Genomic DNA, 24266 nt, shown 5'->3' with positions numbered 1-24266 from the left:
TCATTTTTTATTAAATAGATAAAGGAGATAAGGCATGGGGTTAATTTATAAAGTTGCTGATCAAGATTGGGAATTTGAAAGTATACATAAATTGAATTATAAAACTTTTGTAGAAGAGATACCACAACATGAAGAAACGAAAGAACGGTTTCGTATAGATCGGTTTCATAAAGAAAATACATATTTAATTTGTTTAGATGAGGATAGATTAGTAGGTATGGTCGCAGTGCGGGGAAAACGACCATTCTCGTTAGATTATAAAATTTCAAATTTAGATATTTATTTGCAAGAGCATGGAGAAAAAGTGTATGAAATTCGTTTACTTTCAGTAGAACGTGAATATAGAAATGGAAGAGCGTTGTTAGGATTAATTCGTTTTCTACATCGTTATTTGCTTCTAAATGGATATGAATTAGCACTCATTTCTGCAACAACACGTGAACTAGCTTTATATGAGCAAATGGGATTCAAATCTTTCCATACGTTAGTTGGTACAGAAGAAGCAGCCTTCCAGCCAATGTATGTTACCCCTGCTATGTTTGAAGAGTCGAGTGTTGGGGGGATTATGACGAAAGAATATACGTTTTTACCTGGTCCAGTAGATATTGAAGAGAACGTTCGAAAGGCATTTTCTACGCGACCTATTTCCCATCGCTCTAAGTCATTTCAAGTGATGATGGACAATGTGAAAAAACGGTTACTTCACATGACAAAAGCAAAACATGTACAGCTTATGTTAGGAACAGGGACGTTAGCAAATGATGCGATTGCTTTACAGTTACGTTCTTTAAAAGGGAAAGGACTAGTATTAACAAATGGGGAATTTGGTAATAGATTAGTTGGACATGCAAAACGAGCACGGTTACATTTTGATACGTATAAAAAGGAAATGGGAGATCCATTTATTTATACCGAATTAGAAGAAATTATGACAACTGGAAATTATGAATGGATTTGGTTTGTTCATCATGAAACATCTACTGGAATGTTAAACGATTTAAACGAGCTAAATACTCTTTGTAACGAGAATCAAATGAAACTGTGTGTAGATTGCATAAGCTCAATTGGAGCAATACCATTAGACTTGAAGGATGTGTATTTTGCAAGTGGTGTTAGCGGTAAAGCGATTAAATCATATACAGGAATTTCTTTCGTTTTTCATAACCACATTGTAAAAATAAACGAGGCTGTGCCGGCCTATATGGACATTGGCATGTATGAAGAAAATGAAAGTATTCCATACTCACAATCATGGAATTTAATTTATGCATTGCAAGAAGCGTTGAAGAGATTTGAAGATGAAAAGGCATTTGTAAAAATTAAAGAGACATATGATTATGTTGAAGAAGTTATTACTGATATGGGTTTAAAGCTTGTTTCACCTAAAGAACATGCCGCGCCAATTATACTTACTATTGTATTGAGCGAAGATTATTCTTCTAAAGTAGTAGGCGATACATTAGCATTACAAGGATACATCGTTCATTATGAGTCATCTTATTTACAAAAGAATAATTGGATCCAAATTGCATGTTTAAATCATTATAAAGAACGCGATATGAAGAGGATGTTAAATTGTTTGCAAATGTGTTTATTTCAGAGTGGGGTACATATATAAAGACTTTTTCTTTTCGTATAAAGGAGCTACGACTTACGAAAACTTAGGAATAGAACATTGGAAGAGGTGTCAGTATGATAACTAGAAAACTACCATTACATATAGACGATATTAAAAAAGCTCACAAAATTCTAGATAGAAATGCTCGTAAAACGCCATTAGTAAAATCTTTTTACTTGACTAGTAAAACGGGTGGAGAAATTCATTTGAAATTAGAAAATATGCAATTAACGGGTTCTTTTAAATTTCGTGGCGCATTTAATAAAATGTCGCGGCTCACGGATCAAGAAAAAGAAAGAGGTGTAATTGCATGTTCAGCAGGTAATCATGCACAAGGAGTTGCATTATCTGCTCATTTACTCGGTATTAAGAGTAAAATTGTTATGCCAATTTCTGCACCTCAGGCAAAAGTTGAAGCAACTAAAGGATATGGATCTGAAGTGATTTTACATGGTGAAACCTTTGATGATGCAAAGGCAAAATGTGAAGAAATTATAAGAGAAACAGGTGAAACATACTTACATCCATATGATGATGTAGAGGTAATGGCTGGTCAAGGTACAATTGGATTAGACATTCTTGATGATATGTGGGATGTAGATACTGTCATTGTACCAATTGGTGGAGGCGGAATTATTTCTGGCATTTCTGTAGCATTGAAATCTTTTAATCCATCCATTAATATAATTGGTGTCCAAGCAGATAATGTTCATGGAATGAAGGCATCTTACGATAAAGGAGCAATCGTAGAACACTATGAGGCGCCTACTATTGCAGATGGTTGCGCAGTTAAAATACCAGGTGAATTAACATTTGAAATTGTAAAAGAATTAGTAGATGATATTGTAACTGTATCAGAAAAAGAGCTGGAAGTAGCGATGAAAGATTTATTACAACGTGGGAAAGCTGTTGTAGAAGGTGCAGGTGCATTAGCAACTGCTGCACTTCTTGCAGGGAAAGTTGATAGTTATATAAAAGGGAAAAAAGTAGTGGCTGTTATATCTGGTGGGAATGTGGACTTACAGCGCATATCAAGTGTATGTGAGCACTTTTTTGTCGCTAATGAAGTGAAATAGTTTTATGAAAGAAGAGCTAAGAGAAAGGATCTTAGCTCTTACTTTTTGTCTACCGTTTACTGTAAGTAGAAATAAACTTGCAAAATTTGCTGTTTAAAAATTATTTTATTTAAGCGCCTATTTTTACACATATCTTTAATGTTATAATAATTATTTCAATATTGTCGAAACGTAAGCAGAAATTTAATATAATAGTTTTAATGTGCTAATGAGCGGTGAGGAGGGCAGGGCATGAATAAAGAAGAACAGGTCATGAACGGTTTCAGGGAATTATATAATAAGCTGGTTTGGCTTAATAAAGATAAGATGGAAGAGGGTCTTAAAGGTTTTAAGTCTTCTGAAGTCCACTGCATTGAATATATTGAAAACAATGCAGATTCTAACGTGACACAACTCGCAGAGGCTTTTTATGTGACTCGCGGTGCTATAAGTAGAATGACTAAGAAGCTCATACAAAAAGGCCTTGTTGAAAGCTACCAAAAGTCAGAAAATAAGAAAGAAATTTATTTTAGGCTTACCGAACAAGGGAAAGAAATTTATAAAATCCATGAAAATTTGCATAAAGAGTTTCAAGAGCGAGATAAAGCTGTATTTGAACAAGTGACTGAAGAAGAATTCAACAGTATAATTAGCTTTGTGGAAAAGTATAGTAGACATTTGGATGCAGAAATAAAGAAACAAGGTATACATATTAAATCGTAATATATTTTAATAATAAAGTGAAACTTTAATCAGTGAGGGGCTTCATCTCCACTGATTATCAGTCCTCACCAATCGGGCTTTTACGGGCAGCCTTACTCTAATGAGAATAGGCTGCTTTTTTATTATTTTATTTTTGTTGACTAATCAACAAAATAGAGTTATTATTTTGTTGACAAAGCAACAATTTTTTTTAGGAGAGAAGTTAAATGTCTATATTTAGATTGAAAAATGAAAGGGGAACTGAAAAAAGCATAGATAAACATGCTTTACTATTCGGACTTATTTCTGTATTTCTTTGTGGTATAGGTTTCAGCATCATCATGCCTGTAGTCCCATTCTTAGTACAGCCATATACAAGTAATCCGGAAGAACAAGCATTGGTTGTTACACTACTAACTTCCGTATATGCGGCCTGCGTGTTTTTAACTGCACCAGTACTCGGAGCTTTAAGCGATAAGTATGGCCGTCGTCCATTACTTTTAATATGCTTATTTGGTTCTGCAATTGGGTACTTAGTTTTGGGAATAGGAGGAGCTTTATGGGTACTATTTGCTGGACGCATAATAGAAGGTATAACAGGTGGGAGCATAAGTACTATCTTCGCATATTTTGCAGACATCATTCCAAAAGAACAGAGAACGAAATATTTTGGATGGGTGAGTGCAGTTGTAGGTGCGGGAACTATCATTGGCCCAACCATTGGGGGGATACTTGCCAAGTTTGGTGATACTGTACCTATATATTTTGGTGCAATCATAACGTTAATAAATGTTGTATATGGGATCAAATATATGCCTGAGAGCCTTGAAAAAAATAATAGGTTGAAAGAGATTACGTTTGTAAGGTTAAATCCTTTTGTACAGCTAGCAAACATACTTTCCATGAAAAATTTAAAGTGGTTACTTGTCTCAGCGTTTTTACTTTGGATACCTAACGGATCTTTACAAGCAATTTTCACGCAATTTACAATGGATACTTTCAGTTGGAAACCTGCATTAATCGGACTTATGTTTTCAATTTTGGGCTTTCAAGACATTGTTTCACAAAGTTTTATCATGCCAAAGCTTTTGATCAAGCTTAGTGATAAACAAATAGCAATTCTTGGGATGGTTTCGGAGATTATAGGATACAGTTTTATTGCGGCATCAGCTTTGTTTTCACTCTATCCACTACTTATCGCTGGGATGCTGATGTATGGTTTTGGGGATTCAATTTTCGGACCTTCATTCAACGGGATGCTTTCAAAGTCTGTCAGTTCTAGTGAACAAGGAAGGATTCAAGGTGGAAGCCAATCTATTCAAGCTTTAGCAAGAATGATTGGTCCTATTCTTGGAGGACAAATCTATGTATCACTTGGTCATGCCGCACCTGCTTTTATGGGTATGATTCTTATAGTAGCGGCAATAGCAGTTTTATATAAGGGAACGCATGAAACTGTATAACAGATAGATATAAGAATAAATAAAAGGGAGTCAGAACTTAGGAACAAGTGCTGATTCCCTATTTGTTTACGGTTTGAGGACTAAGAGAAATTCTTTTACTGTTTAGGAATTTATTCTGCAATGCTCTCATGGTAAATGACTAGATAGTTTCATTATGCTTGTGCTGAAGTAAATAATGACTCCATCTTTACTTTGCTCTTCTCTCGAATTTCAGCATCTGCGTGTCTCATCACGTATTTATGCGCTACAGCGATTGCTAAAACATCATCTAATAAGCCGATCCCAATAATAGCAGCTATATCTGGAATGAAATCAATTGTTAATACGTAATAAGATAAAGCGGCTAATATTATGAATTTCGCTTTATTAGGTAATTCTTTCTTTTTCATTGTATAGAATAAAATAATACTTTCATATACGCTAGATTTACCGAGGTTTACAGAGCTTTTTTTGAACTTTTTCCAAAGGGTCTGTTTCTCCATATAAACACTCCTTTTACAAAAACATAGATTTTTTTAAAGGATGGACAAAGAAGAGAGAGATTAATCAATTTTATTGTTTTTCTTAATTATATATTTCCATAAAAATAGGGGAATACCTGTTCAAAATAATATAATGTGGATTATGTAACGATTCACAGTGTTCCGCTAAATAGTATATATATTGTAAGATGTATGTGGATGATTTAGTTATTATTATGCATTTTATAAGCGGTATGGGGGAAGAAAAATGAAAATAATAGAACTACCAATTGAATTCGAATTTAACGGGCAAAAACAATGTATTTATCCAAGTTTAATTATATTACATAATGAATTAACGTTAGTCGATACAGGATATCCAAGTTTTTTACCTTTAATTGAAAATGCAATATTAAAACATGGATATGAGATGAAAAACATAAAGAATATAATTATTACCCATTATGATGACGATCATATAGGGGCTGTATATGATTTTAAAGTGAAATACCCAAATATTAATGTTATTGCTAGTGAAATTGAATCTAACTATATTAGTGGTGATATAAAATCAGAGAGGTTAGTTCAAGCTGAAGAAATGTTAGAACGTATGCCAAATGAAGAAAAAGAATTTGGTAAATGGTTTATACAACAGTTAAAAAATATAAAACATATTTCCGTCGATGAAAAAGTGCATGATGGTCAAATGATTTTGAATAATGAATGTCAAATAGTAGCGACGCCAGGACATACTTCGGGGCATATTTCATTATATTTTCCGAATTTAGACTGTGTAATTACGGGAGATGCGGCTGTTCAAGAGAATCGTGAGTTAGTAATAGCTAATCCGAATTTTTGTTTGGATATAGAAAAAGCGAAACAGTCTTTAAATAGGATTAAAAGTTTTAAAGCAGCACAGTATTATTGCTATCATGGAGGAAAGCTTACTGTATAAATTAATGAAAAGCGGTCTTTCCTAAATCGAAAAGATCGGTTTTTTAGTTCATATATTTTGCGATTTCAACCAAATCAGTAACATTATATTTCGGTAAAATTGAAATATATATGTAAAGAAGAATATATATAATTTGAGCAAGGGTATAGGGGGGAGAAAATGGGTTCGTTATTTGATGTAATAGCAGATATCATTTTATTTTATCCTCGAAATGACATGAAATTGAAACACCATATCGCAAAATTAAGTGAATTAGAGTGGTTTCGAAATCTAAATGAAGATCCGAAGTATACAAGTTTAATTTGGAGTAATAGAAAAATTAAGAAGTTCATTTTGTCTTCTACTAACATGGAAACATTAATAAAATCTGAGAAAAAGCAAAAAGAATTTGTTCATCTAGTACAGGATGAATATAAAAAAAGAAGATAAGAATTTTTTTATTTTTCATATTTGGCGAAACAAATGGTACAATGAAAGCTAATGTGAAAAATAAGGAAAAGAAGTGGTCTATTTGAAAAACTTTTTAGAATTAGGAATTAGTGAAACTTTTAATCATACATTACGTGAAAATGGAATTACAGAAGCAACACCAATTCAAGAGAAGGCAATTCCAGTTATTCTGTCAGGTAAAGATATTATTGGGCAGGCGAAAACAGGAACGGGTAAAACGTTAGCATTCGTGTTACCGATTTTAGAAAAAATCGATCCAGAGTCTAGTGATGTTCAGGCTTTAATTGTTGCACCAACAAGGGAACTAGCTCTGCAAATTACAACTGAAATTAAAAAAATGCTTGTTCAAAGAGAAGATATTAATGTACTAGCGATTTATGGTGGGCAAGATGTAGCACAACAATTGAGAAAATTAAAAGGTAATACACATATTGTTGTTGCAACACCAGGACGATTATTAGATCATATACGACGTGAAACAATTGATTTAAGTAATCTTTCAACGATTGTACTAGATGAAGCGGATCAAATGCTTTATTTTGGTTTCTTATATGATATTGAAGACATTTTAGATGAGACACCAGGTAGTAAACAAACGATGTTATTCTCAGCAACGATGCCAAAAGATATTAAAAAATTGGCGAAGCGTTATATGGATGAACCGCAAATGATTCAAGTACAAAGTGAAGAAGTAACGGTTGATACAATTGAGCAGCGTGTCATTGAGACGACAGACCGTGCAAAGCCAGATGCACTTCGTTTTGTTATGGATCGTGATCAGCCATTTTTAGCTGTTATTTTCTGTCGTACAAAGGTTAGAGCAAGTAAGCTTTATGATAATTTAAAAGGACTAGGTTATAATTGTGCTGAACTTCATGGTGATATACCTCAAGCGAAACGTGAAAGAGTTATGAAGAGTTTCCGCGAAGCTAAAATTCAGTACTTAATCGCAACGGATGTAGCAGCTCGTGGACTTGATGTAGATGGTGTAACGCACGTATTTAACTATGATATCCCTGAAGATGTAGAAAGTTACATTCATCGCATTGGCCGAACAGGACGTGCAGGTGGATCAGGTCTTGCAATTACGTTCGTTGCAGCGAAAGATGAAAAACATTTAGAAGAAATTGAAAAAACGCTTGGTGCACCAATACAAAGAGAAATAATCGAACAACCGAAGATAAAACGTGTAGATGAAAATGGAAAACCGGTACCAAAGCCGGCTCCGAAGAAATCAGGTCAAAATCGTCAAAGAGATAGCCGCGAAGGTTCAAGAAGTGATTCAAGACGTGATTCGAGAAATAGCTCAAGAAGTGATTCAAGAAATAGTTCGAGAAATAGTTCTAGAAATGAAAATAACCGATCATTTAATAAGCCAAGTAATAAAAAAGGTAGTACAAAGCAAGGTCAGCAAAGACGTGGTCGTTAAATGGTTATAATTGTAAAAGAGTTGCAAAATATTGTGGCTCTTTTTTTGTTTGAATACAACAAGGATGATGGCAAGAAAAAATTTCATTCACCGTATTTGAAATTTATAAAGGGAATTTTATAGTTCAAAACCAGTAGAGCAAGGGTATTACTGTCATTCAGCAGAACACTTTGGTTAAAAGAAAAGGTATTGAAGCGAGCGAGTATTTTCATTATACATTCCGCAATTATCGAAATAGAACAAGAGAAGTTTATGAAGGATTAAACTCGTATTGGTGTACGATCGTTGGAAACTGGAAAACTAATTTGTTAGTTTTTATCGATGAGGAACTCGAGAAGCACCACTGCCATCCTTATGGGGAAATTGCTTACGACGACGATGAAGGTAATGTAGTGATAATATGCGAAATAAGAAAAAAGGACTAGCAGTCGTACCTGCCGTCCTTTAATAGGAGAAAAAGTAATCTTGTTTAGAACTACGCATAAACAGAAAATCTGCTTGTAATTAGTTTTACCCTAAATATACGTGTCTATACAAAAAAGGGATAAGTAAAAAATACTTATCCCCGGAAGGGAAATCCCAAGTACCAAAATGGCTCGTATTGGTCTGCAGGTTCAAAAGTAGTATATGTAAAACGAAAAATCTCATACAAAAAGCAGACAACGATTTTGGTTGTCTGCCAGTGAGTTCAATGAGTTAGCTAATTGTGATAATTTGCATCCCCATTGCGAGAAGAGTGAAGCTGCTAGTTCAAACAGCTTGTTGGTATTATTTTCGATTTCTTAAAAAATATACATCAAAAGAAAGAGGTATTAGCCATGGACACGGCAGCTTGAAAGTAGTATGTATTTTTATTTGAAAAATATTCAAGGGGTGAAGAAACATGGAATGTTTAATAAAGGTGTTTGTTTTATTAATCAGTTAATTAATAAAACAAAATAGTTATTTGGGAGAAAGGGAAAATGAATATGAGATGAATTGAAGCTGTTGAAAAATTACTTGAAGTGATGAAAGAATGCTTTTGGAACGGAACATCTTTAAAGGGTGAAGCTAATGATTTTAATATTGTATCTTGGCTGATTGAAGAAGCGACGCGTAAAACAAAATAAAAATTTCATTTTGTAGCAAAGGGGAATAGATATGTGTACTTATTGGGGAAAAGTAGATAAAGAGTTCTTTAAGAGGCAAGAACCGGAACAAAATAAAAGAGCAGCTAGCAAAAGCTAACTGCTCAATACAAGGAGATACAGAGAAGACTACTTTAAATGAATGTTGGCATACAGCCTACATACAGTATTGACCGAATATTTATTTTAAATTCAATTTATTTAAAGTAAATATTCCAACAGATAAAATGGTTGCGCCTGCTACAGAACCTAGCCAGTCTCTCCAGCCTAATGTATTTAAAGATGCATCTGTTAAATCCGTAATTAAGAAGATAGCAAACATTAATACACCAAATGCTAAGCATCCCCAAAATGTTTGCAAATATTTAATCATTTTCTTTCGGAACTTGCTCATATAAATCACCCTTATTAATAATTATATTTTTATAAATAAATTATCGCATGTGCAAAAATTAAAAGTACAAAATATGCAATATTACATATTGGAACTCAACAAAATACTCCATTGATAAGTACATAGATCGAACGAAGGCATCGTTCTTTTCCTAAAATGAAAGGTGACAATAAGAAACATGAGATACGTTTTAAACAAATTGAGCGGACGTTAAAAAATAAAAATTTATAAAGGAAATAGAAAGTATGGTGTTGTATATGTACGATAATAGGAAACTTTTTGCAAACTAAACATATAATTTTAATAGACCGACAGTCGGTCTGGTGGGAAGGAGAACTTGAATGCGAATTGTAAAGGAGTATGAGGAGCGTAGAAAGGAAATTTTAGAAACAGCTGAGCGTTTGTTTCTTACGAAAGGTTATACGAAAACAACCGTGAATGATATTTTAAAAGAAATTGGTATAGCAAAGGGGACGTTTTATCATTATTTTAAGTCGAAGGAGGAAGTAATGGATGAAATCATTATGAGGATTATTAAAGAGGATGTCACTAAGGCGAAAAGGATTGTCTCCAATCCCGATATCCACGTTTTAGATAAGTTATTTAAAATTTTAATGGAACAATCACCAAAATCAGGAGATGTCAAAGAAAAAATGATTGAACAATTCCATCAACCAAATAATGCAGAAATGCATCAGAAAAGTTTAGTGCAATCCATTATACATTTATCTCCTGTATTAACGGAAGTTTTAGAGCAAGGAATAGAAGAAGGCATATTTTATACTCCATACCCACAAGAAACAATTGAATTATTACTCTCTTCAGCACAAGTCATATTTGATGATGGTTTATTTCAGTGGAAACCGGAAGAAATGATGAGAAGAGCTAAGGCTTATATTAAAATGATGGAAGTATCTGTTGGAGCGAAAGAAGGGTCCTTTGATTATATGATCGAGGTTTTAATGAAACAGAAATAGCTTTTTTCTGTTTGAGTATTATCGACCGGCAGTCGGTCTAACTAAATGAAGGATGTGATGAGGATGCCAGCAAGTATTCAATCTTCCTTGAAAGATTTTCACTTAATGGTAAGTGGTCAAATTATTACTATTTTAGGTTCAACACTATTACGTTTTGCACTGTCTTTATATGTGCTAGATATAACAGGACGTGCCGATATATTTGCAGGGTTATATGCCGTAACGAGTATCCCGTTTTTGTTAGCTCCTCTTGGCGGAGCGATAGCAGATCGTTTCAACCGCCGTAATGTAATGGTCATTTTGGATTTTATAAACGCTGCTATTGTATTAAGCTTTATAGTTTTGTTATTAACTGAATCGGTATCTATTTTATTGATTGGAACAATTATGTTTTTACTAGCAGTCGTTAGTGCAATGTACGCACCAGTTGTTATGGCAAGTATTCCGCAATTAGTTCCAGAGAAAAAGTTAGAACAAGCAAACGGTATCATAAATGGTGTGCAAGCATTATCTAATATAGTTGCACCTGTACTAGGAGGAATATTATATGGCATAATTGGTTTGAAAATGCTCGTCATAATAAGTTGTCTTGCTTTCTTTTTATCTGCAATTTTAGAAATGTTTATTACAATACCTTTTATAAAAAGAGCGCAAGAAAGCCATATCATACCGACAATTATAAAAGATATGAAAGAAGGTTTTCTTTATGTTTTAAAGCAACCTTTTATTTTGAAGGCTATGTTACTTGCAGCTTTACTAAACTTAATTTTTACACCGTTATTTGTTGTTGGAGGACCTATTATATTACGAGTAACTATGCAGAGTAGCGATACGATGTATGGAATTGGAATGGGATTAATTGATTTTGCAACCATATTAGGGGCATTGTCAATCGGTTTCTTTGCTAAAAAGTTACAGATGAAAACATTATATAATTGGATGCTTATCATAGCTTTATTAGTTATACCAGTGGCACTATCAGTTACACCGTTTACTCTTAATTTAGGATACTATCCACCATTTATCCTCTTTATACTTTCTTCTCTTCTAATCGCAATGATTATGACAATTGTATCCATCTATGTGATTACTGTAGTCCAAAAGAAAACACCAAATGAAAATCTAGGAAAAGTAATGGCAATTATAACAGCGGTATCTCAATGTATGGCACCAATTGGGCAAGTCGTATATGGTTTTATGTTTGAAGGATTCAGTACGAAAATTTATTTACCTATATTAGCTATAAGTTTCATAATGATAATAATAGCGGTGGTGACGAAGAAAATATTAAGAAATGAAGGGAACTAGCTTCATATGCTTAGAGTATTAGCGAAACCCAATCCTAATCAATTCTTTATCATTTATTTCAATTACGAATCTATATTCTTTGTCTAATATCCAGTAATAAAAACTGACTGCATCAACGTCAACTAATGATTGGAATACTTTATCAAGATTTGTACTTACTACAGGGATTTCATAGTTATCCCATATTATAAAAATCTGTTCGTCAAAATCTAGTTGGTTTGCTCTAATAAGGGAAATTAGTTGTTCTTTGTTCGAAGCTATGAATTGGTTATCTATCTGTTCCCAATCTATTCTTCCCGAGACAGTTATAGGAAATGAATTCATTAAAATAATAGCAATCTGCTGGCTTTTTTCTTGGGAGAAAATGAGAGTTTCGTTTCCTAGGGATTCAAGGCATTCACTAAACAAAGGGTTTGTGTCATTGTTGTTTTTGGTTTTCAGTGCTCTTAACTTTTGTCGCAATTTCCATTGTCTTGACGATCTATCATCCATTTTTAACATTCCTTATACAATTATTTAATAATGAGTATAGCATATAAGGGAAGTCTTTATGAAAAGGAACTTTTTAAATATAAATTAAATAAAAGCGTTATTTGAAAAAAAGCCTTTTAAGGAAAGATAAGAGGCCATCAAAAAATATAACAACATGAAAATTTTATATTATGTATATACAATTTAAAGAGTTAGTGGAAATAATAAAATGTATAAAATTCTTATAAAAAAGCCCTAGGATTAGGGGATCTAGGGCTTCCTCTGTTGGTATATCTCACACGACATTATAAAAAGAAAAGAACTTAATGAAGGTAACACATGAATGTTTCGTAAATGTATCAAAAAAGTGAACAAAAGCGTTATTTTATTAGAAAAGTATGATTGTATGAAATAACATGTATGAAAGAAGAGGCGTTAGCAAAAATATCCCTTAACGAAATCGGCTTTATTTTTCAGCAAAGTAACCTTCTTAAGTGACTCATGTTGTATAGGTAGCAGAGAAAACAGAAAGAGTTCTTTTTATGGAGGACGGAGAAGTTGTTAGTGAAATACAACTAGGCAAGTTTAGGAATGATGATTTAAAAGCGCGAGAAGAGAAATTGTTAAAATGGTTAGCTGTACTCGGATTTTAAAGACAAAAACTCCTATTGAATATAGGAGTTTTTTCTTTGTTTGAAAGTTCGAAAAGATATATAATAATTTTCTGACTATTAATTTATGGAGGGGTATTAATGAAAACTGAAACGTTACACACACAAGAAGACATTTTAAAAATGCTTGATTCATTATTAAGACCTGCAGAATCATTTTGGAATGATTTTTATGAGAATAGAGAAAAGGATGTTCCGTTTTTTGAAAATGTTCCAGATGAGAATCTAGTTTCGTATATACAAAAAGAGAGAGTTTCAAAAGGGAAGGTATTAGAACTTGGATGTGGTCCAGGTAGAAATGCCATTTATTTAGCGACTCAAGGATTTGATGTAACAGCAGTGGATTTATCTGTAGAAGGCATTAATTGGGCTAAAGAAAGGGCATTGGCAAAAGGGGTAGCAATTCATTTTATTTGTGATTCAATTTTTAATTTAGAGGTTCAAAACGAATTTGATTTTGTATACGATTCGGGCTGTTTGCATCACATTCCACCGCATAGAAGAATAAATTATGTGGATTTAATTAAAAACTCATTAAAATCGGGTGGTTATTTCGGATTAACATGTTTTGCGGCAGGCGATTTAGATGAGCGAAATGGATCGGAAATAACAGATTGGGATGTATATAGAGGATGGAGTCTACAAGGTGGTCTTGCATACTCGGAAGAAAAGTTAAGAGAGATATTTAAAGAATTTGAGGTAATTGAGATTAGAAGGATGAAACAAATGAAACAACCGAAAGAAATGTTTGGAGAATCATTTCTTTGGACAGCATTATTTAAGAAGAAATAATAAAGTAGATAATTGACAAACTCATCGTTTTTATAGACAATACACTTATAGGAATATACGTTCGGTTTTTGGCCGACTTATGTTTTACATAAATATATAACAAGGGGCTGTCTCCATATGAGTAACACAAATCAAAAAATTACTACGTTTTTAATGTTTGAAGGCAAAGCTGAGGAAGCAATGAATTTTTATACGTCGCTATTTGATCAATCGGAAATTGTAAGTATTTCTCGCTACGATGAAAATGGACCTGGTAAAGAGGGAACTGTAATTCATGCAACTTTTACGTTAAATGGCCAAGAGTTTATGTGTATTGATAGTTATGTAAATCATAATTTTACATTCACTCCAGCTATGTCTCTTTATGTAACTTGTGAGACAGAAGAAGAAATTGATACGGTCTTTCATAAACTAGCGCAGGATGGAGCAATTCTTATGCCTTTAGGTTCTTATCCGTTTAGTAAAAAGTTTGGCTGGTTAAATGATAAGTATGGTGTATCTTGGCAGTTAACTCTTGCTGAATAAAAAAGAAAAAGCGTAACTTATTTGTTTAATCGATTTAGTTAAAAGCTTGAAAAATTAAATAACATAAAAAAGCGTTCCAACTGTCAACAGGTTTGGAATGCTTTTTTTTATGTGGAAGTGAGTTGTTTAAAAGTTAACAATTCTATGATTAGTTTAAATGAATGGAATAGATGTGTAATTTTTTGTCTTTTTAGAATTTTTTTAGTAATTTTTGCATTTATCTGTTAATGTAAATATAGACAACTATGTATGAACTATTAGGCAGGTTAATAGAAAAAGGAAAGCATTAAGCTTACACATTGAATGCAACTAGATCGTTAGGAGGACTAATCGCAATGGATACTACACAACAAAACAGTAATGCATGGGATAAGAAGGTTGAAGAAGGTTCTAGATACACGCAGCCTGTAAGTAGCGAGGTTATTGAGAAAAGCAAATCAGGTGAATGGGAGATTACAGTCACTACGGAAAAATCAGTTCCTAGAAAGTGGTTTCCAAAGTCATTAGATGGATTAAAGATACTTTGCTTAGCATCAGGTGGCGGACAACAAGCACCTGTTCTAGCTGCTGCTGGAGCAGATGTAACAGTTACTGATATATCTAAGAAGCAATTGGAACAAGATGAAAAGGTAGCAAAACGGGATGGTTTGACTTTGAAAACAGTACAAGGAGATATGTCAGACCTTGGTGATTTTGAGGATGAATATTTTGATATTGTTATAAATCCTGTTTCTAATTTGTTTGTAAAAGATGTTCATCTTGTATGGGATGAAGTTTCTAGGGTTTTAAAGAATAAGGGTATTCTTATTGCTGGATTTACAAATCCGTTACTATGGATTTTTGATGATAACCAAGAACAAAAAGGTATTCTTGATGTTAAACATTCAATTCCTTCATCAACATTGGATTATTTACCAGAGGATGAAGTTCAAGATTACATCGATTCAAATCAAACAATAGAATATGCGCATACTTTAGAAGACCAAATCCAAGGCCAAATTGAAGCTGGTTTTGCTATAACAGGTTTTTATGAGGATGATTTTGGTGGAACAAGGATATTAGATAAGCATATTAAAACATTTATTGCGACAAAAGCTATAAAGTTAAAGATGGATTAAGAATTTTTGCTTGTCGCACGGGGCGTTAGTCGAAAAACGCTCTTAAAATAGAAAAGGATGGTGCTTTCCATCCTTTTCCTTATGTATTTTGATTGTCGAAACTATTCTCAAAACAAGTTTTACACTACCAATTGTATAATTAGGTTATGCTTTTATATTAAGAATTTTGCTGACCAAATCTTTTCCCGAGTTTAGCTAACAATTCAGGTTGATCGCTTTGGCTCATTATAACTTCAATAAAGATAAGTTGATTCTTATTAAAAGTTATATTTGTTAAGACTTCTGCTAATTCTGATTCATTTTCTACTTTAAATGTTAGACTTTTTTCTTCTGCCCCAAATACCATTGATAGTTTATTGTAATCCCACATTTGTATATCATTATAAGGTTGGTTTTGGCCGTGAATGGCACGTTCAACAGTGTATCCGTTGTTATTGATTAAAAATATAATTGGTTTTAAATTTTGACGTAATATAGTTGATAACTCTTGGGCAGTTACTTGGAAAGAACCATCACCAATAATTAAAATGTTGCGCCGTGATAAATTGGCGAGCTGTGTACCAAGTAGAGCGGGCAGTGTATATCCGATAGATCCCCATAACGGTTGTCCTACATATGCAGTGTTATTAGGTAGAGGGATAGCAGCACTACCAAAGAAAGGTGTTCCTTGCTCTACAATTAATACGTCGTTTTCTTGTAAGAAATGGTACATTTGCTGCCAAAAACGTTTTTGTGTGACCAGTTGTGCTTTTGGAATGAACTCTTCAGTAAAAGGTGAGGATTCTAAAATAAATGGCTTAACGTCAAGGGTATCTTTATTACGATGCTCAATTGAATCACTTAAATGTTGTAAAACATCCTGCATTACAACTGGACCGTATTTTTTATCTATAATTTTCACAGTGTAGGGATGGATTTCTATAACTTGTTCTTTTGTAAAACCTTGTGTGAAGCCGCCTGTAATAGTATCAGTTAACTTCACACCAATACTAATAATACAATCAGATTCATCAATTCTTTTTCTCAAGTACGGAGAACTTACATCACCAGTATAAATCCCTATAAATTGAGGGTGTTTTTCTGGGAATATTCCTTTTCCCATACTTAACGTCGCGATGGGAAACCCAGTTTTTTCTACAAATTGATGTAAATTTTCTTTAGCGTGAAATCGATCTACTTCAAAATCAGCTAAAATTACAGGTTTTTTGGCGTTATTTATTATTGAAGTGGCATGTAGTAGCATTTTATCCAACGCTTCTTTATTACTTAAAATCGGTTTATATAAAATTGGTTCTGTAGGTTTATTAATTGGTTTATTATATACATCAATCGGCAAATTAATATGAACCGGGCGTTTTTCATTCCAACATGCGCGTAAAACACGGTCAATTTCCTCAGCAGCATGCTCAGGTGTTACATTTGTTTGTGCCACAGTGATTTCTCGATACATATTGGAAAAGTGATCGAACTTTCCATCGCCTAACGTATGATGAACGATTGCTCCATTTTCCATTACTTTTGTTGGTGGCGTACCCGTGATTTTTATAACTGGCACGTTTTCCGCATATGAGCCAGCAATACCGTTAATAGCGCTTAATTCTCCAACTCCGAAAGTAGTAATAAGAGCAGCGATTCCTTTTATGCGAGCGTACCCATCTGCTGCATATGCAGCATTTAATTCGTTACAATTGCCAATCCACTTTAAATTTTCATGTGCTACCACATCATCTAAAAAGGCAAGATTATAATCACCAGGAACCCCAAATATATGTTCAATTCCTAATTCATGTAGTCTATCCAATAAATATGTACTTACAGTATATTGTTTTTTCAAATGAATCATCTCCTAATTATGCAATGAATGTTTCAATAGACTAAATAAGTTCTAATGCGTTGATTAAAATATTCATTACTAGATTGTGGTATAATTTACATACAGGGGGAAAGTAGATGACACAACATAAAGAAGAACAGATGAATGAGGCATTAGCATTATTTTATTTTGCATATAAAACATTTACTGAAAAGCCAGATGAAATTATAAAAGAATATGGCATTCAACGAGTACATCATCGAATTTTATTTTTTATCGCACGTTTTCCAGGGATAAGTGTAAATGAGTTATTATCACTATTAGAAATAAGTAAACAAGCTCTCCACGGACCGCTACGTCAACTTGTGGAAAAGGGCTTAATTGAGAGTAATGAAGCTATGCATGATCGACGTGTGAAACAGTTGTCTTTAACAGAAAAAGGTACAGATTTAGAGAAAAAACTGAGTGATGTACAAAGACAACAAATGGGTGCTATTTTTTCAAAATTTGGTGAATCATGTGAGGACAATTGGCACCAAGTTATGAATGAAATGGCAAATAGCCGATCAGGTTTTGATGCTTGGATATCCAAACGTGAAATACCAGTCGATCAAAAATAATGAAAAAACTTCTGTTTTTATCGTTTGAAAAAGAACAAATTTTATCCATACATTTGGCAACTATGATTTGGTCATAGAGTGAATGGATAAAAAGATACATTACTAGATACTTTATACGTGTACGCAATGGAACAATAAAATTCACATTTCCGAAAGGGGAATTATAATGATAAAACTTGTACTTATTCGTCACGGACAAAGCTTATGGAATCTTGAAAATCGCTTTACGGGATGGACAGATGTTGATCTATCAGAGAATGGATTAAGTGAAGCGAGAGAAGCAGGAGCAATATTAAAGAAAAACGGATATACTTTTGATGTGGCTTATACATCAGTATTAAAACGCGCAATTCGGACGTTATGGATTGTACTTCATGAGATGGATCTTACTTGGGTTCCAATACATAAATCTTGGAAGCTAAATGAAAGACATTATGGTGCATTGCAAGGGCTGAATAAAGATGAAACTGCACAAAAATATGGTGAGGAGCAAGTTCATATTTGGAGAAGAAGTGTTGATGTAAGACCACCGGCTCTTACTGAAGACGATCCTCGATATGAAGCGACCGATCCAAGATATAAAACACTCAAAAAAGGTGAATTTCCATTAACTGAATGTTTAGAGGATACGGAGAAGAGAGTACTTGCTTATTGGCATTCAGAAATTGCGCCGACATTAAAAAGTGGTAATAAAGTAATTATTTCATCACACGGTAACACAATTCGCTCGCTAGTAAAATATTTAGACAACCTTTCAAGTGATGGTGTAGTTTCATTAAATATTCCCACTAGCATTCCGCTTGTTTATGAATTAGACGAAAACTTACGTCCGATTCGTCATTATTATTTAAGTATGGATGGAGAAGTACCTGAAGGGGAAATTCCGAAACATATTTCTTTTTAATACGAAAATTTGAAATGAATGCTTGTCTACATATACAATATAGACTCATGGTAAAGTGAAATTTTAATCAGTAGGGGTCTTATTTCCCACAAATAACAGGATAAAAGACGTGGTACTTTCTAATATATATGCGATGTAGCTAATTTTAGAAGCTTGTCCACGTCTTTTGTCATAAAGAGAGCAGCTTGCGCATGTAATGATATCGTGAGTAGTTTTTGAATGGAGGGTGATGTGATTAATGATCTCTAACATTCGAATTGGCTTATTTGTTTTAGCGATTGTCTTTGTAGTCCTTGTTTTCTTTTATTGGAAAAATGAGGAGTTGTACGAGGAGAAAAAGCAACGTATTAGAAAGACTTGGTATGGTTTGTTTATCATATCTGTCACCGTGTATTTCATGATAAAAGGAATTGATTTAACCCTCTGGAAAAATCTTTTAATGTTTACTGCAATGGTTATTTTTGTTGATATTGCGTTCATTTTAACGCCTAATATTTCAGAAATATGGGGTGCGAAATTTAGCGATATTGGCAAGACAGTTCAATCAATAAAACGATCATTAATTGCATCTAAAGCGAGAGGGGAAATATACACGACAATTATTCAAAATGTTAATCCAGCAGTATTCGGTACGATGGAATGGCATACGGAAGAGGAATATACAAAGAGCTTAAATGCATTTTTAGATTCATATGGGGAAAAGATTGGCGCGAAAATTGTTGTTTTTGAAGCCGCGAAGGAATTAAATACAAACTTTCGTGGTATTCGCTCGCAATTTAGTATTATCGTTCCGTTAGAACATATCGAGCAATTGAATGAGCAGAAAGCGGTGCAAGTAGAAAATGTCGGGATTATACCAGCAAAAATAGTAAGTGACGTTTTCATTGTTATTGATGGAAAGAAAAATAACCTGCAAGATCGGGATTTTGAAAATGTATATAATTTAACAATACATCATAGTTATTTTAGTAAATAAGGACAGAATCTTTTTCTGTCCTTTTCTTCTATACATAAATTAAAAACAAAATCCGACAAAGTTGAATAAAATTGGACAATCATTCCTACACTAGCATGTAGAGGTGATTGTAGTGGTAAAAGATTATGACAATGATTTTTTTAAAGAAGGTAACGAAGATACAACAGATTTCTCTTTAATAAAAGGGGATACGTTGCAGCAAGTAGAAGAATTAGAAGAAGAATTAAAAAGAAAATCATAAGTGTACACTCTTTCTACATTTGCTATATAATATAAATAAAAGGTTGTATCTTTTTGAAAAGGGGGAGAAGAGATGGCTGAAGTCAATGTGCAAAAGTCTTCGTTTTTTAAAGAAAAAAAAGAAGAATCCAATACAGATTTCTCTCTTGTGAAAGGTGCATTAACGGAGAATATAAATCGGTTAGAGAAACTAATGAATAATAGTAGTTCAAAATATATACAGGTGAAAAGAACAAAAGAAAATGCATAGAGCATTTTCTTTTGTTTTTTTATTTAATAGTAAACTTATCTTTTACTTTTTCAGGTAAATCTGCTTTCTGAATCTCTTCATAGGACTTTACTTCAATTGATGATATTTCATTTTTGCTATTATCATCTTGATCTACATAAAGGCGTAAAAACGCGTATTTATTTAATTTATGGTCGTTTTCTTTTTTTGTACTTCTAAATGTAATTTGTTTTTTGACACCATCTTCATCATATGCGGGCAGCGTATAGTTTCGTAAGTTTCTACCATCTACTTTTTCGATAGTTCCTTCACCTTTTATCTGCATGTAATATACATCTTTACCAATTCTATTTAGTGACGCTCTCTCACAGCCAATAGTAAAACTAAAAAATAATAAACATAGTGTAATAATTGCTAAAAACTTTTTCATTTTCTTTATCTCCTTTAATGTGTTTCTTTAAAAAGTATACGATTATTATTAAATGAGAAAAATCGATATAGATTACAACGCCCTTACAATATTGTAAGATTGTTGTACATAAAATGAACAATAAAAGTTAAAACAAAGGTAAAATAATGAATCATGGTATAATGATATGAGACTTACATATTATTTTGTCATTTGGAGAGGAGCTTGAAAAATGTATTCTACCTTAGAACAATTAACAAAGCACCCTGTATTTTATCATTTTGCAGAAATTTCAAAGATTCCTAGAGGATCAGGTAATGAAAAGGAAATTAGTGATTATTTAGTGGGCTTTGCAAAAGAGCGTAACTTAGAAGTCATTCAAGATGAAGCATTAAATGTCATTATTAAAAAAGAAGCAACAACTGGTTATGAAAATGTACCAGCTATTATTATTCAAGGTCATATGGATATGGTTTGCGAAAAAAATCAAGCAACAGTACATGATTTTGAAAAAGATCCAATTGAATTACGAATCATTGGGGACATGTTATATGCAAATCAAACAACTTTAGGTGCTGATAATGGTATTGCAGTTGCGTATGCATTAGCTTTATTAGATTCAAAAGAAATTACGCATCCAGCACTTGAAGTCGTTATCACTACTGAAGAAGAAACGACAATGGGCGGGGCTTTTGCTATTGATCCAAATCATTTTGAAGGAAAGATATTTATAAATATTGATTCTGAAGAAGATCATAAATTACTTGTAAGTAGTGCAGGTGGTGCGAAAGCTGTTGAAACAATTCCCGTAATTTGGGATGAAACGCCAGCGAATATGGATGCATACCGTCTATATGTTGGTGGTCTAAAAGGCGGACATTCTGGTATGGAAATTGATAAACAACGCGGTAATGCGAACAAAGTATTAGGACGAGTATTACGTGATTTATCAGCACATACGGAGTTTAACATAAGTGAAGTTCACGGCGGATTAAAAACGAATGCAATTCCGCGTGAAAGTGTAGCTACAATTTTAATTCGTACAGAAGATGTAGGACAAGTAGAAGAAAAACTAGAATCATGGACACGTGTATTACAAGAAGAAATGCGTGCTGTTGATCCAGATGTTCATGTTACACTGACAAAATTGGATGAAACAGTTGAAAAAGTATTTGCTCAAGAGACACAAAAGCAGCTTATTTCATCATTATTCTTAATTCCAAATGGCATTCAAAGTATGAGCATGGATATTAAAGGTCTTGTAGAAAGCTCAACAAATTTAGGCGTTATTGAAACGTTGCAAGATGAAATTAAATTACGTAACGAAGTGCGAAGTTCTGTAAGTAGTTTAAAACAACATGTTGCAGAAGAAATCAAATATATTGCTGAATTAGTTGGTGCTACATTTGAAATAGAGTCAGAGTATCCAGAATGGCCATACAATCCAAACTCACAAATTCGTAATTTATTTGAAAAAGTGCATCAAGAAAAATACAATAAAGAAATTGAAATCTTCGCTGTGCATGCGGGGATTGAGTGTAGCGCATTCGTTCAAAAAATGCCTGAATTAGATGCAATTTCATTCGGACCAGACATTTTTAACGTCCACACTCCAGATGAACATATCAGTATCTCTTCTGTAGTGAATAACTGGGGATTCTTCATTGATGTAATGAAGGGTACAAAAGAATTAGCTAAGTAATAACGACGAAATAAAAAGGAGCCTATAAAAATTTATAGGCTCCTTTTTTGTATTGGAATTTATCCCGCTATTTGCCGAGCAGCCCGATTGGTTTAACTAACAATCAGTGGGGGATGAATAAAACCACTACTGATCAAAGTTTCACTTTATGAGAAGTCATTTTTCGTTAGTATGTAATATTAAGCTTGAACAATTAATAAGGATGAATTGTTGATGTTTTTTAGTACTGATGAAGGGGTGGAGAAATGAAGGGAAGAAAGCATTTTATTGTTTGTATGTTTTTATTGTTCTTCACATTTAGTTTTATTGGTGTTCAGAAAATAATAGCAGAGGAAGTTGAATTTACAGGAACAACAGCTCCATTGAATGTTAATGTTAGAGAGGCAAAAAGTTTGAATGCAAATATTGTAGATGTGATTCCCGGAAATACAACAGTATCTTTTAAAGGATGGGAGTATGGTGAAGCGGTTAAAGATTACTGGACAGGAAATTTAGATAATCGTTGGTTTTATTATTTTAAAGATGGAAAAAAAGTATATGTAACGTCAGCGTATATTAATGGAAATCCTCCAAATACATCAATAGATCGTAAATTATCTGTACCTAACATATTACAAGAAAGATCAAATTGGTGTTGGGCAGGCACTTCGGTTTCAGTTTTAAATTATTTTGGGAAAACTCCTTCACAAGATCAGTACGTTAGGTATGTTAAGGGTGGATCATATAATAATCCTGCAACTTCACGTGAAATACAATATGGATTATCAGGATATGGTGTTAGCTCAGCTATAAGTTCTGGAGCAAAATCATATGATTGGTTCAAAAGTCAAATTAATAGTAATCAGCCGATGATTGCACTCATTATGTGGCAAAATGGAGCTAACATCGGACACTTTCTAGTACTTGATGGATTTTATAAAGGGACAAATGGAACAGATTATATAACGTACATGGACCCTTGGTATGGTGATCATTATAATCATAATTTCAGTACGTTCCATAACAATAATAATTTTTGGTGGAGTGAAACTGTTTATAATATCCATGCAAACTAATAATATTAAAAGCGGGGGTTCATAAATGGGAAAACTACTTAAGCTTGTGATACCGTGCATGTGCTTAATGACCGTTATTATTTTCGCTAGTAAAATTAGTTATGCATCAAAAAATAAAAGTGAATCAGTACAATCGATCGCATTAAAAGATTATCAATATAGTAAGGGAAGTTCTTCTGAAAATTTAAGTTTTGAAAAAATAACAACATCTCCATTTTCGTTACCAATCTATGCAACAATTCCAGCACAGCAAATTTTAAATAGCTCTGAATTTAAGCATTTACTATTACCAACAAATGAAAAGCTGTGGTTTATTATGAAGGGTGAGCAGCCAGAAGGACTGATTGTTGCGATTGATACTGAACCGATTCGAACGGGCGGAGAAAATAGAAGTAAAGATTTATATGGATTATATAAAGCAATAAAAAATAATACAAATGAAACAAAAGATATTAGTTATTTCGAATTTGAAGGGCAAGGAATATTGGTAGTAAATCAAAATAATGATCAAGAAATATACCTTAGTAAAGGTGCCGCTGCCATATTAAAACTTCCTGCTGGTCAAAAAGTATTGAGCAGTGAAGTATTACAGAAAATGAAAGAGAGAATTGTAACTGGTTTTGAATAGTGTAATGTCTGATTCTTTTTTGTGTTTATATAAGGTTGAATAGGGAACAGGATCAATGGTAGCATTAGGGCATCTTTACTGTTTGAAACCTAATAGTGTATATAAAAAGGTTAGAGAAGTTAATTCTCTAACCTTTTTATATTAATGTATGAAATTTAAAAACTGATGGAGTAA

General features: G+C 33.2%; 25 protein-coding genes and 1 pseudogene. 21 read left to right on the top strand and 5 right to left on the bottom strand.

The window, feature by feature from the left end; translation table 11 throughout:
• Nucleotides 1-34: 34 nt before the first annotated feature.
• The 4 genes from ACTFR3_RS15190 (at nt 35) to ACTFR3_RS15175 (ending at nt 4838) form a co-directional block, all read left to right on the top strand.
• Nucleotides 35-1618 carry an aminotransferase class V-fold PLP-dependent enzyme gene (locus tag ACTFR3_RS15190; RefSeq protein WP_000523061.1) on the top strand — a complete coding sequence of 528 codons (1584 nt, stop codon included), beginning with the start codon at nt 35-37 and terminating at the stop codon, nt 1616-1618.
• 74 nt (nt 1619-1692) lie between these two features.
• Nucleotides 1693-2694, top strand: coding sequence for a bifunctional threonine ammonia-lyase/L-serine ammonia-lyase TdcB (gene tdcB, locus ACTFR3_RS15185; protein WP_000632955.1), 1002 nt, complete (start codon nt 1693-1695; stop codon nt 2692-2694).
• A gap of 231 nt (nt 2695-2925) precedes the next feature.
• Nucleotides 2926-3396, top strand: coding sequence for a MarR family transcriptional regulator (locus ACTFR3_RS15180; protein ID WP_001030904.1), 471 nt, complete (start codon nt 2926-2928; stop codon nt 3394-3396).
• A 206-nt stretch (nt 3397-3602) separates the two neighbouring features.
• Entirely contained in the window at nt 3603-4838 is a 1236-nt protein-coding gene (locus tag ACTFR3_RS15175; protein ID WP_000021784.1) for an MFS transporter, read from the top strand.
• A 152-nt stretch (nt 4839-4990) separates the two neighbouring features.
• On the opposite strand, the gene ACTFR3_RS15170 is transcribed toward ACTFR3_RS15175, so the two are convergent.
• The gene (locus ACTFR3_RS15170; protein ID WP_000415079.1) at nt 4991-5320 is read right to left on the bottom strand and encodes a YkvA family protein; all 330 of its coding nucleotides are present in this window, start codon (nt 5318-5320) and stop codon (nt 4991-4993) included.
• A gap of 247 nt (nt 5321-5567) precedes the next feature.
• Between ACTFR3_RS15170 and ACTFR3_RS15165 the strand changes: the two genes are divergently transcribed.
• The 3 genes from ACTFR3_RS15165 (at nt 5568) to ACTFR3_RS15155 (ending at nt 8133) form a co-directional block, all read left to right on the top strand.
• Nucleotides 5568-6254: an MBL fold metallo-hydrolase gene (locus ACTFR3_RS15165; RefSeq protein ID WP_440044531.1), complete on the top strand. Its 687-nt coding sequence runs from the start codon at nt 5568-5570 to the stop codon at nt 6252-6254.
• A gap of 159 nt (nt 6255-6413) precedes the next feature.
• Nucleotides 6414-6683 (top strand): hypothetical protein, encoded by a 270-nt coding sequence (locus tag ACTFR3_RS15160; protein WP_440044530.1) that lies wholly within the window; start codon nt 6414-6416, stop codon nt 6681-6683.
• 73 nt (nt 6684-6756) lie between these two features.
• Entirely contained in the window at nt 6757-8133 is a 1377-nt protein-coding gene (locus tag ACTFR3_RS15155; RefSeq protein WP_065212736.1) for a DEAD/DEAH box helicase, read from the top strand.
• A gap of 1308 nt (nt 8134-9441) precedes the next feature.
• On the opposite strand, the gene ACTFR3_RS15150 is transcribed toward ACTFR3_RS15155, so the two are convergent.
• A complete protein-coding gene (locus ACTFR3_RS15150; RefSeq protein WP_000033157.1) occupies nt 9442-9654 on the bottom strand; it encodes a hypothetical protein in 213 nt (70 codons plus the stop codon).
• Nucleotides 9655-9995: 341 nt separating this feature from the next.
• On the opposite strand from ACTFR3_RS15150, the gene ACTFR3_RS15145 reads away from it, so the two are divergent.
• Both ACTFR3_RS15145 and ACTFR3_RS15140 read left to right on the top strand, forming a co-directional pair.
• Nucleotides 9996-10631, top strand: coding sequence for a TetR/AcrR family transcriptional regulator (locus ACTFR3_RS15145; RefSeq protein ID WP_001223578.1), 636 nt, complete (start codon nt 9996-9998; stop codon nt 10629-10631).
• Nucleotides 10632-10694: 63 nt separating this feature from the next.
• Nucleotides 10695-11939, top strand: a complete 1245-nt coding sequence (locus ACTFR3_RS15140) for an MFS transporter (RefSeq protein ID WP_440044529.1) — start codon at nt 10695-10697, stop codon at nt 11937-11939.
• An 18-nt stretch (nt 11940-11957) separates the two neighbouring features.
• Here ACTFR3_RS15140 and ACTFR3_RS15135 read toward each other — a convergent pair whose 3' ends face one another.
• The gene (locus ACTFR3_RS15135; protein ID WP_000342724.1) at nt 11958-12431 is read right to left on the bottom strand and encodes a CDI toxin immunity protein; all 474 of its coding nucleotides are present in this window, start codon (nt 12429-12431) and stop codon (nt 11958-11960) included.
• Between the two features lie 491 nt (nt 12432-12922).
• Between ACTFR3_RS15135 and ACTFR3_RS15130 the strand changes: the two are divergent.
• The 4 genes and pseudogenes from ACTFR3_RS15130 to ACTFR3_RS15115 form a co-directional block, all read left to right on the top strand.
• Nucleotides 12923-13063, top strand: a pseudogene (locus ACTFR3_RS15130) (ABC transporter ATP-binding protein); the annotation flags it as partial.
• Nucleotides 13064-13162: 99 nt separating this feature from the next.
• Nucleotides 13163-13873 (top strand): class I SAM-dependent methyltransferase, encoded by a 711-nt coding sequence (locus ACTFR3_RS15125; RefSeq protein WP_065212734.1) that lies wholly within the window; start codon nt 13163-13165, stop codon nt 13871-13873.
• Nucleotides 13874-13990: 117 nt separating this feature from the next.
• Complete coding sequence (locus ACTFR3_RS15120) at nt 13991-14398, top strand: VOC family protein (protein ID WP_000072493.1); 408 nt, start codon at nt 13991-13993, stop codon at nt 14396-14398.
• A gap of 335 nt (nt 14399-14733) precedes the next feature.
• Nucleotides 14734-15516, top strand: a complete 783-nt coding sequence (locus ACTFR3_RS15115; RefSeq protein ID WP_142408670.1) for a class I SAM-dependent methyltransferase — start codon at nt 14734-14736, stop codon at nt 15514-15516.
• 157 nt (nt 15517-15673) lie between these two features.
• On the opposite strand, the gene ACTFR3_RS15110 is transcribed toward ACTFR3_RS15115, so the two are convergent.
• The gene (locus ACTFR3_RS15110) at nt 15674-17359 is read right to left on the bottom strand and encodes an alpha-keto acid decarboxylase family protein (RefSeq protein WP_440044528.1); all 1686 of its coding nucleotides are present in this window, start codon (nt 17357-17359) and stop codon (nt 15674-15676) included.
• 107 nt (nt 17360-17466) lie between these two features.
• Between ACTFR3_RS15110 and ACTFR3_RS15105 the strand changes: the two genes are divergently transcribed.
• From ACTFR3_RS15105 to spoIISB, 5 genes are all read left to right on the top strand, one after another.
• Nucleotides 17467-17949, top strand: a complete 483-nt coding sequence (locus ACTFR3_RS15105) for a MarR family winged helix-turn-helix transcriptional regulator (protein WP_000191888.1) — start codon at nt 17467-17469, stop codon at nt 17947-17949.
• Nucleotides 17950-18115: 166 nt separating this feature from the next.
• Complete coding sequence (gpmA, locus tag ACTFR3_RS15100) at nt 18116-18853, top strand: 2,3-diphosphoglycerate-dependent phosphoglycerate mutase (protein WP_000594152.1); 738 nt, start codon at nt 18116-18118, stop codon at nt 18851-18853.
• A gap of 238 nt (nt 18854-19091) precedes the next feature.
• Nucleotides 19092-19829 (top strand): type II toxin-antitoxin system SpoIISA family toxin, encoded by a 738-nt coding sequence (locus ACTFR3_RS15095; protein WP_000624977.1) that lies wholly within the window; start codon nt 19092-19094, stop codon nt 19827-19829.
• 112 nt (nt 19830-19941) lie between these two features.
• Nucleotides 19942-20070: a hypothetical protein gene (locus ACTFR3_RS15090; protein ID WP_000237819.1), complete on the top strand. Its 129-nt coding sequence runs from the start codon at nt 19942-19944 to the stop codon at nt 20068-20070.
• A 72-nt stretch (nt 20071-20142) separates the two neighbouring features.
• Nucleotides 20143-20319: a stage II sporulation protein SB gene (gene spoIISB, locus ACTFR3_RS15085; protein ID WP_000852629.1), complete on the top strand. Its 177-nt coding sequence runs from the start codon at nt 20143-20145 to the stop codon at nt 20317-20319.
• 19 nt (nt 20320-20338) lie between these two features.
• Here the strand turns inward: spoIISB and ACTFR3_RS15080 are convergent, their stop codons facing one another.
• A complete protein-coding gene (locus ACTFR3_RS15080; protein WP_000713863.1) occupies nt 20339-20728 on the bottom strand; it encodes a YxeA family protein in 390 nt (129 codons plus the stop codon).
• 211 nt (nt 20729-20939) lie between these two features.
• On the opposite strand from ACTFR3_RS15080, the gene pepD reads away from it, so the two are divergent.
• From pepD to ACTFR3_RS15065, 3 genes are all read left to right on the top strand, one after another.
• On the top strand, nt 20940-22409 hold the full coding sequence (pepD, locus tag ACTFR3_RS15075) for a beta-Ala-His dipeptidase (protein WP_440044527.1): 1470 nt from the start codon (nt 20940-20942) through the stop codon (nt 22407-22409).
• 245 nt (nt 22410-22654) lie between these two features.
• Nucleotides 22655-23464, top strand: coding sequence for a papain-like cysteine protease family protein (locus ACTFR3_RS15070; RefSeq protein WP_000678370.1), 810 nt, complete (start codon nt 22655-22657; stop codon nt 23462-23464).
• Between the two features lie 25 nt (nt 23465-23489).
• Nucleotides 23490-24092 carry a hypothetical protein gene (locus ACTFR3_RS15065; RefSeq protein WP_440044526.1) on the top strand — a complete coding sequence of 201 codons (603 nt, stop codon included), beginning with the start codon at nt 23490-23492 and terminating at the stop codon, nt 24090-24092.
• Nucleotides 24093-24266 lie beyond the last annotated feature (174 nt).

This window comes from Bacillus cereus group sp. MYBK14-1 (genome assembly GCF_051916885.1).
GTDB lineage: Bacteria > Bacillota > Bacilli > Bacillales > Bacillaceae_G > Bacillus_A > Bacillus_A cereus.
This window is presented reverse-complemented; position numbering and strand designations above follow the sequence as displayed.

Excerpts from the sequence above, each read along its gene's own strand:
- ACTFR3_RS15150 (WP_000033157.1), bottom strand. The coding sequence starts at position 9,654 with ATGAGCAAGTTCCGAAAGAAAATGATTAAATATTTGCAAACATTTTGG.
- ACTFR3_RS15140 (WP_440044529.1), top strand. The coding sequence starts at position 10,695 with ATGCCAGCAAGTATTCAATCTTCCTTGAAAGATTTTCACTTAATGGTA.
- ACTFR3_RS15180 (WP_001030904.1), top strand. The coding sequence starts at position 2,926 with ATGAATAAAGAAGAACAGGTCATGAACGGTTTCAGGGAATTATATAAT.
- ACTFR3_RS15115 (WP_142408670.1), top strand. The coding sequence starts at position 14,734 with ATGGATACTACACAACAAAACAGTAATGCATGGGATAAGAAGGTTGAA.
- spoIISB (WP_000852629.1), top strand. The coding sequence starts at position 20,143 with ATGGCTGAAGTCAATGTGCAAAAGTCTTCGTTTTTTAAAGAAAAAAAA.
- ACTFR3_RS15175 (WP_000021784.1), top strand. The coding sequence starts at position 3,603 with ATGTCTATATTTAGATTGAAAAATGAAAGGGGAACTGAAAAAAGCATA.
- ACTFR3_RS15125 (WP_065212734.1), top strand. The coding sequence starts at position 13,163 with ATGAAAACTGAAACGTTACACACACAAGAAGACATTTTAAAAATGCTT.
- ACTFR3_RS15145 (WP_001223578.1), top strand. The coding sequence starts at position 9,996 with ATGCGAATTGTAAAGGAGTATGAGGAGCGTAGAAAGGAAATTTTAGAA.
- tdcB (WP_000632955.1), top strand. The coding sequence starts at position 1,693 with ATGATAACTAGAAAACTACCATTACATATAGACGATATTAAAAAAGCT.
- ACTFR3_RS15135 (WP_000342724.1), bottom strand. The coding sequence starts at position 12,431 with ATGGATGATAGATCGTCAAGACAATGGAAATTGCGACAAAAGTTAAGA.
- ACTFR3_RS15165 (WP_440044531.1), top strand. The coding sequence starts at position 5,568 with ATGAAAATAATAGAACTACCAATTGAATTCGAATTTAACGGGCAAAAA.
- ACTFR3_RS15065 (WP_440044526.1), top strand. The coding sequence starts at position 23,490 with ATGGGAAAACTACTTAAGCTTGTGATACCGTGCATGTGCTTAATGACC.
- ACTFR3_RS15160 (WP_440044530.1), top strand. The coding sequence starts at position 6,414 with ATGGGTTCGTTATTTGATGTAATAGCAGATATCATTTTATTTTATCCT.
- ACTFR3_RS15120 (WP_000072493.1), top strand. The coding sequence starts at position 13,991 with ATGAGTAACACAAATCAAAAAATTACTACGTTTTTAATGTTTGAAGGC.
- ACTFR3_RS15080 (WP_000713863.1), bottom strand. The coding sequence starts at position 20,728 with ATGAAAAAGTTTTTAGCAATTATTACACTATGTTTATTATTTTTTAGT.
- ACTFR3_RS15110 (WP_440044528.1), bottom strand. The coding sequence starts at position 17,359 with ATGATTCATTTGAAAAAACAATATACTGTAAGTACATATTTATTGGAT.
- gpmA (WP_000594152.1), top strand. The coding sequence starts at position 18,116 with ATGATAAAACTTGTACTTATTCGTCACGGACAAAGCTTATGGAATCTT.
- ACTFR3_RS15095 (WP_000624977.1), top strand. The coding sequence starts at position 19,092 with ATGATCTCTAACATTCGAATTGGCTTATTTGTTTTAGCGATTGTCTTT.
- pepD (WP_440044527.1), top strand. The coding sequence starts at position 20,940 with ATGTATTCTACCTTAGAACAATTAACAAAGCACCCTGTATTTTATCAT.
- ACTFR3_RS15190 (WP_000523061.1), top strand. The coding sequence starts at position 35 with ATGGGGTTAATTTATAAAGTTGCTGATCAAGATTGGGAATTTGAAAGT.
- ACTFR3_RS15170 (WP_000415079.1), bottom strand. The coding sequence starts at position 5,320 with ATGGAGAAACAGACCCTTTGGAAAAAGTTCAAAAAAAGCTCTGTAAAC.
- ACTFR3_RS15070 (WP_000678370.1), top strand. The coding sequence starts at position 22,655 with ATGAAGGGAAGAAAGCATTTTATTGTTTGTATGTTTTTATTGTTCTTC.
- ACTFR3_RS15105 (WP_000191888.1), top strand. The coding sequence starts at position 17,467 with ATGACACAACATAAAGAAGAACAGATGAATGAGGCATTAGCATTATTT.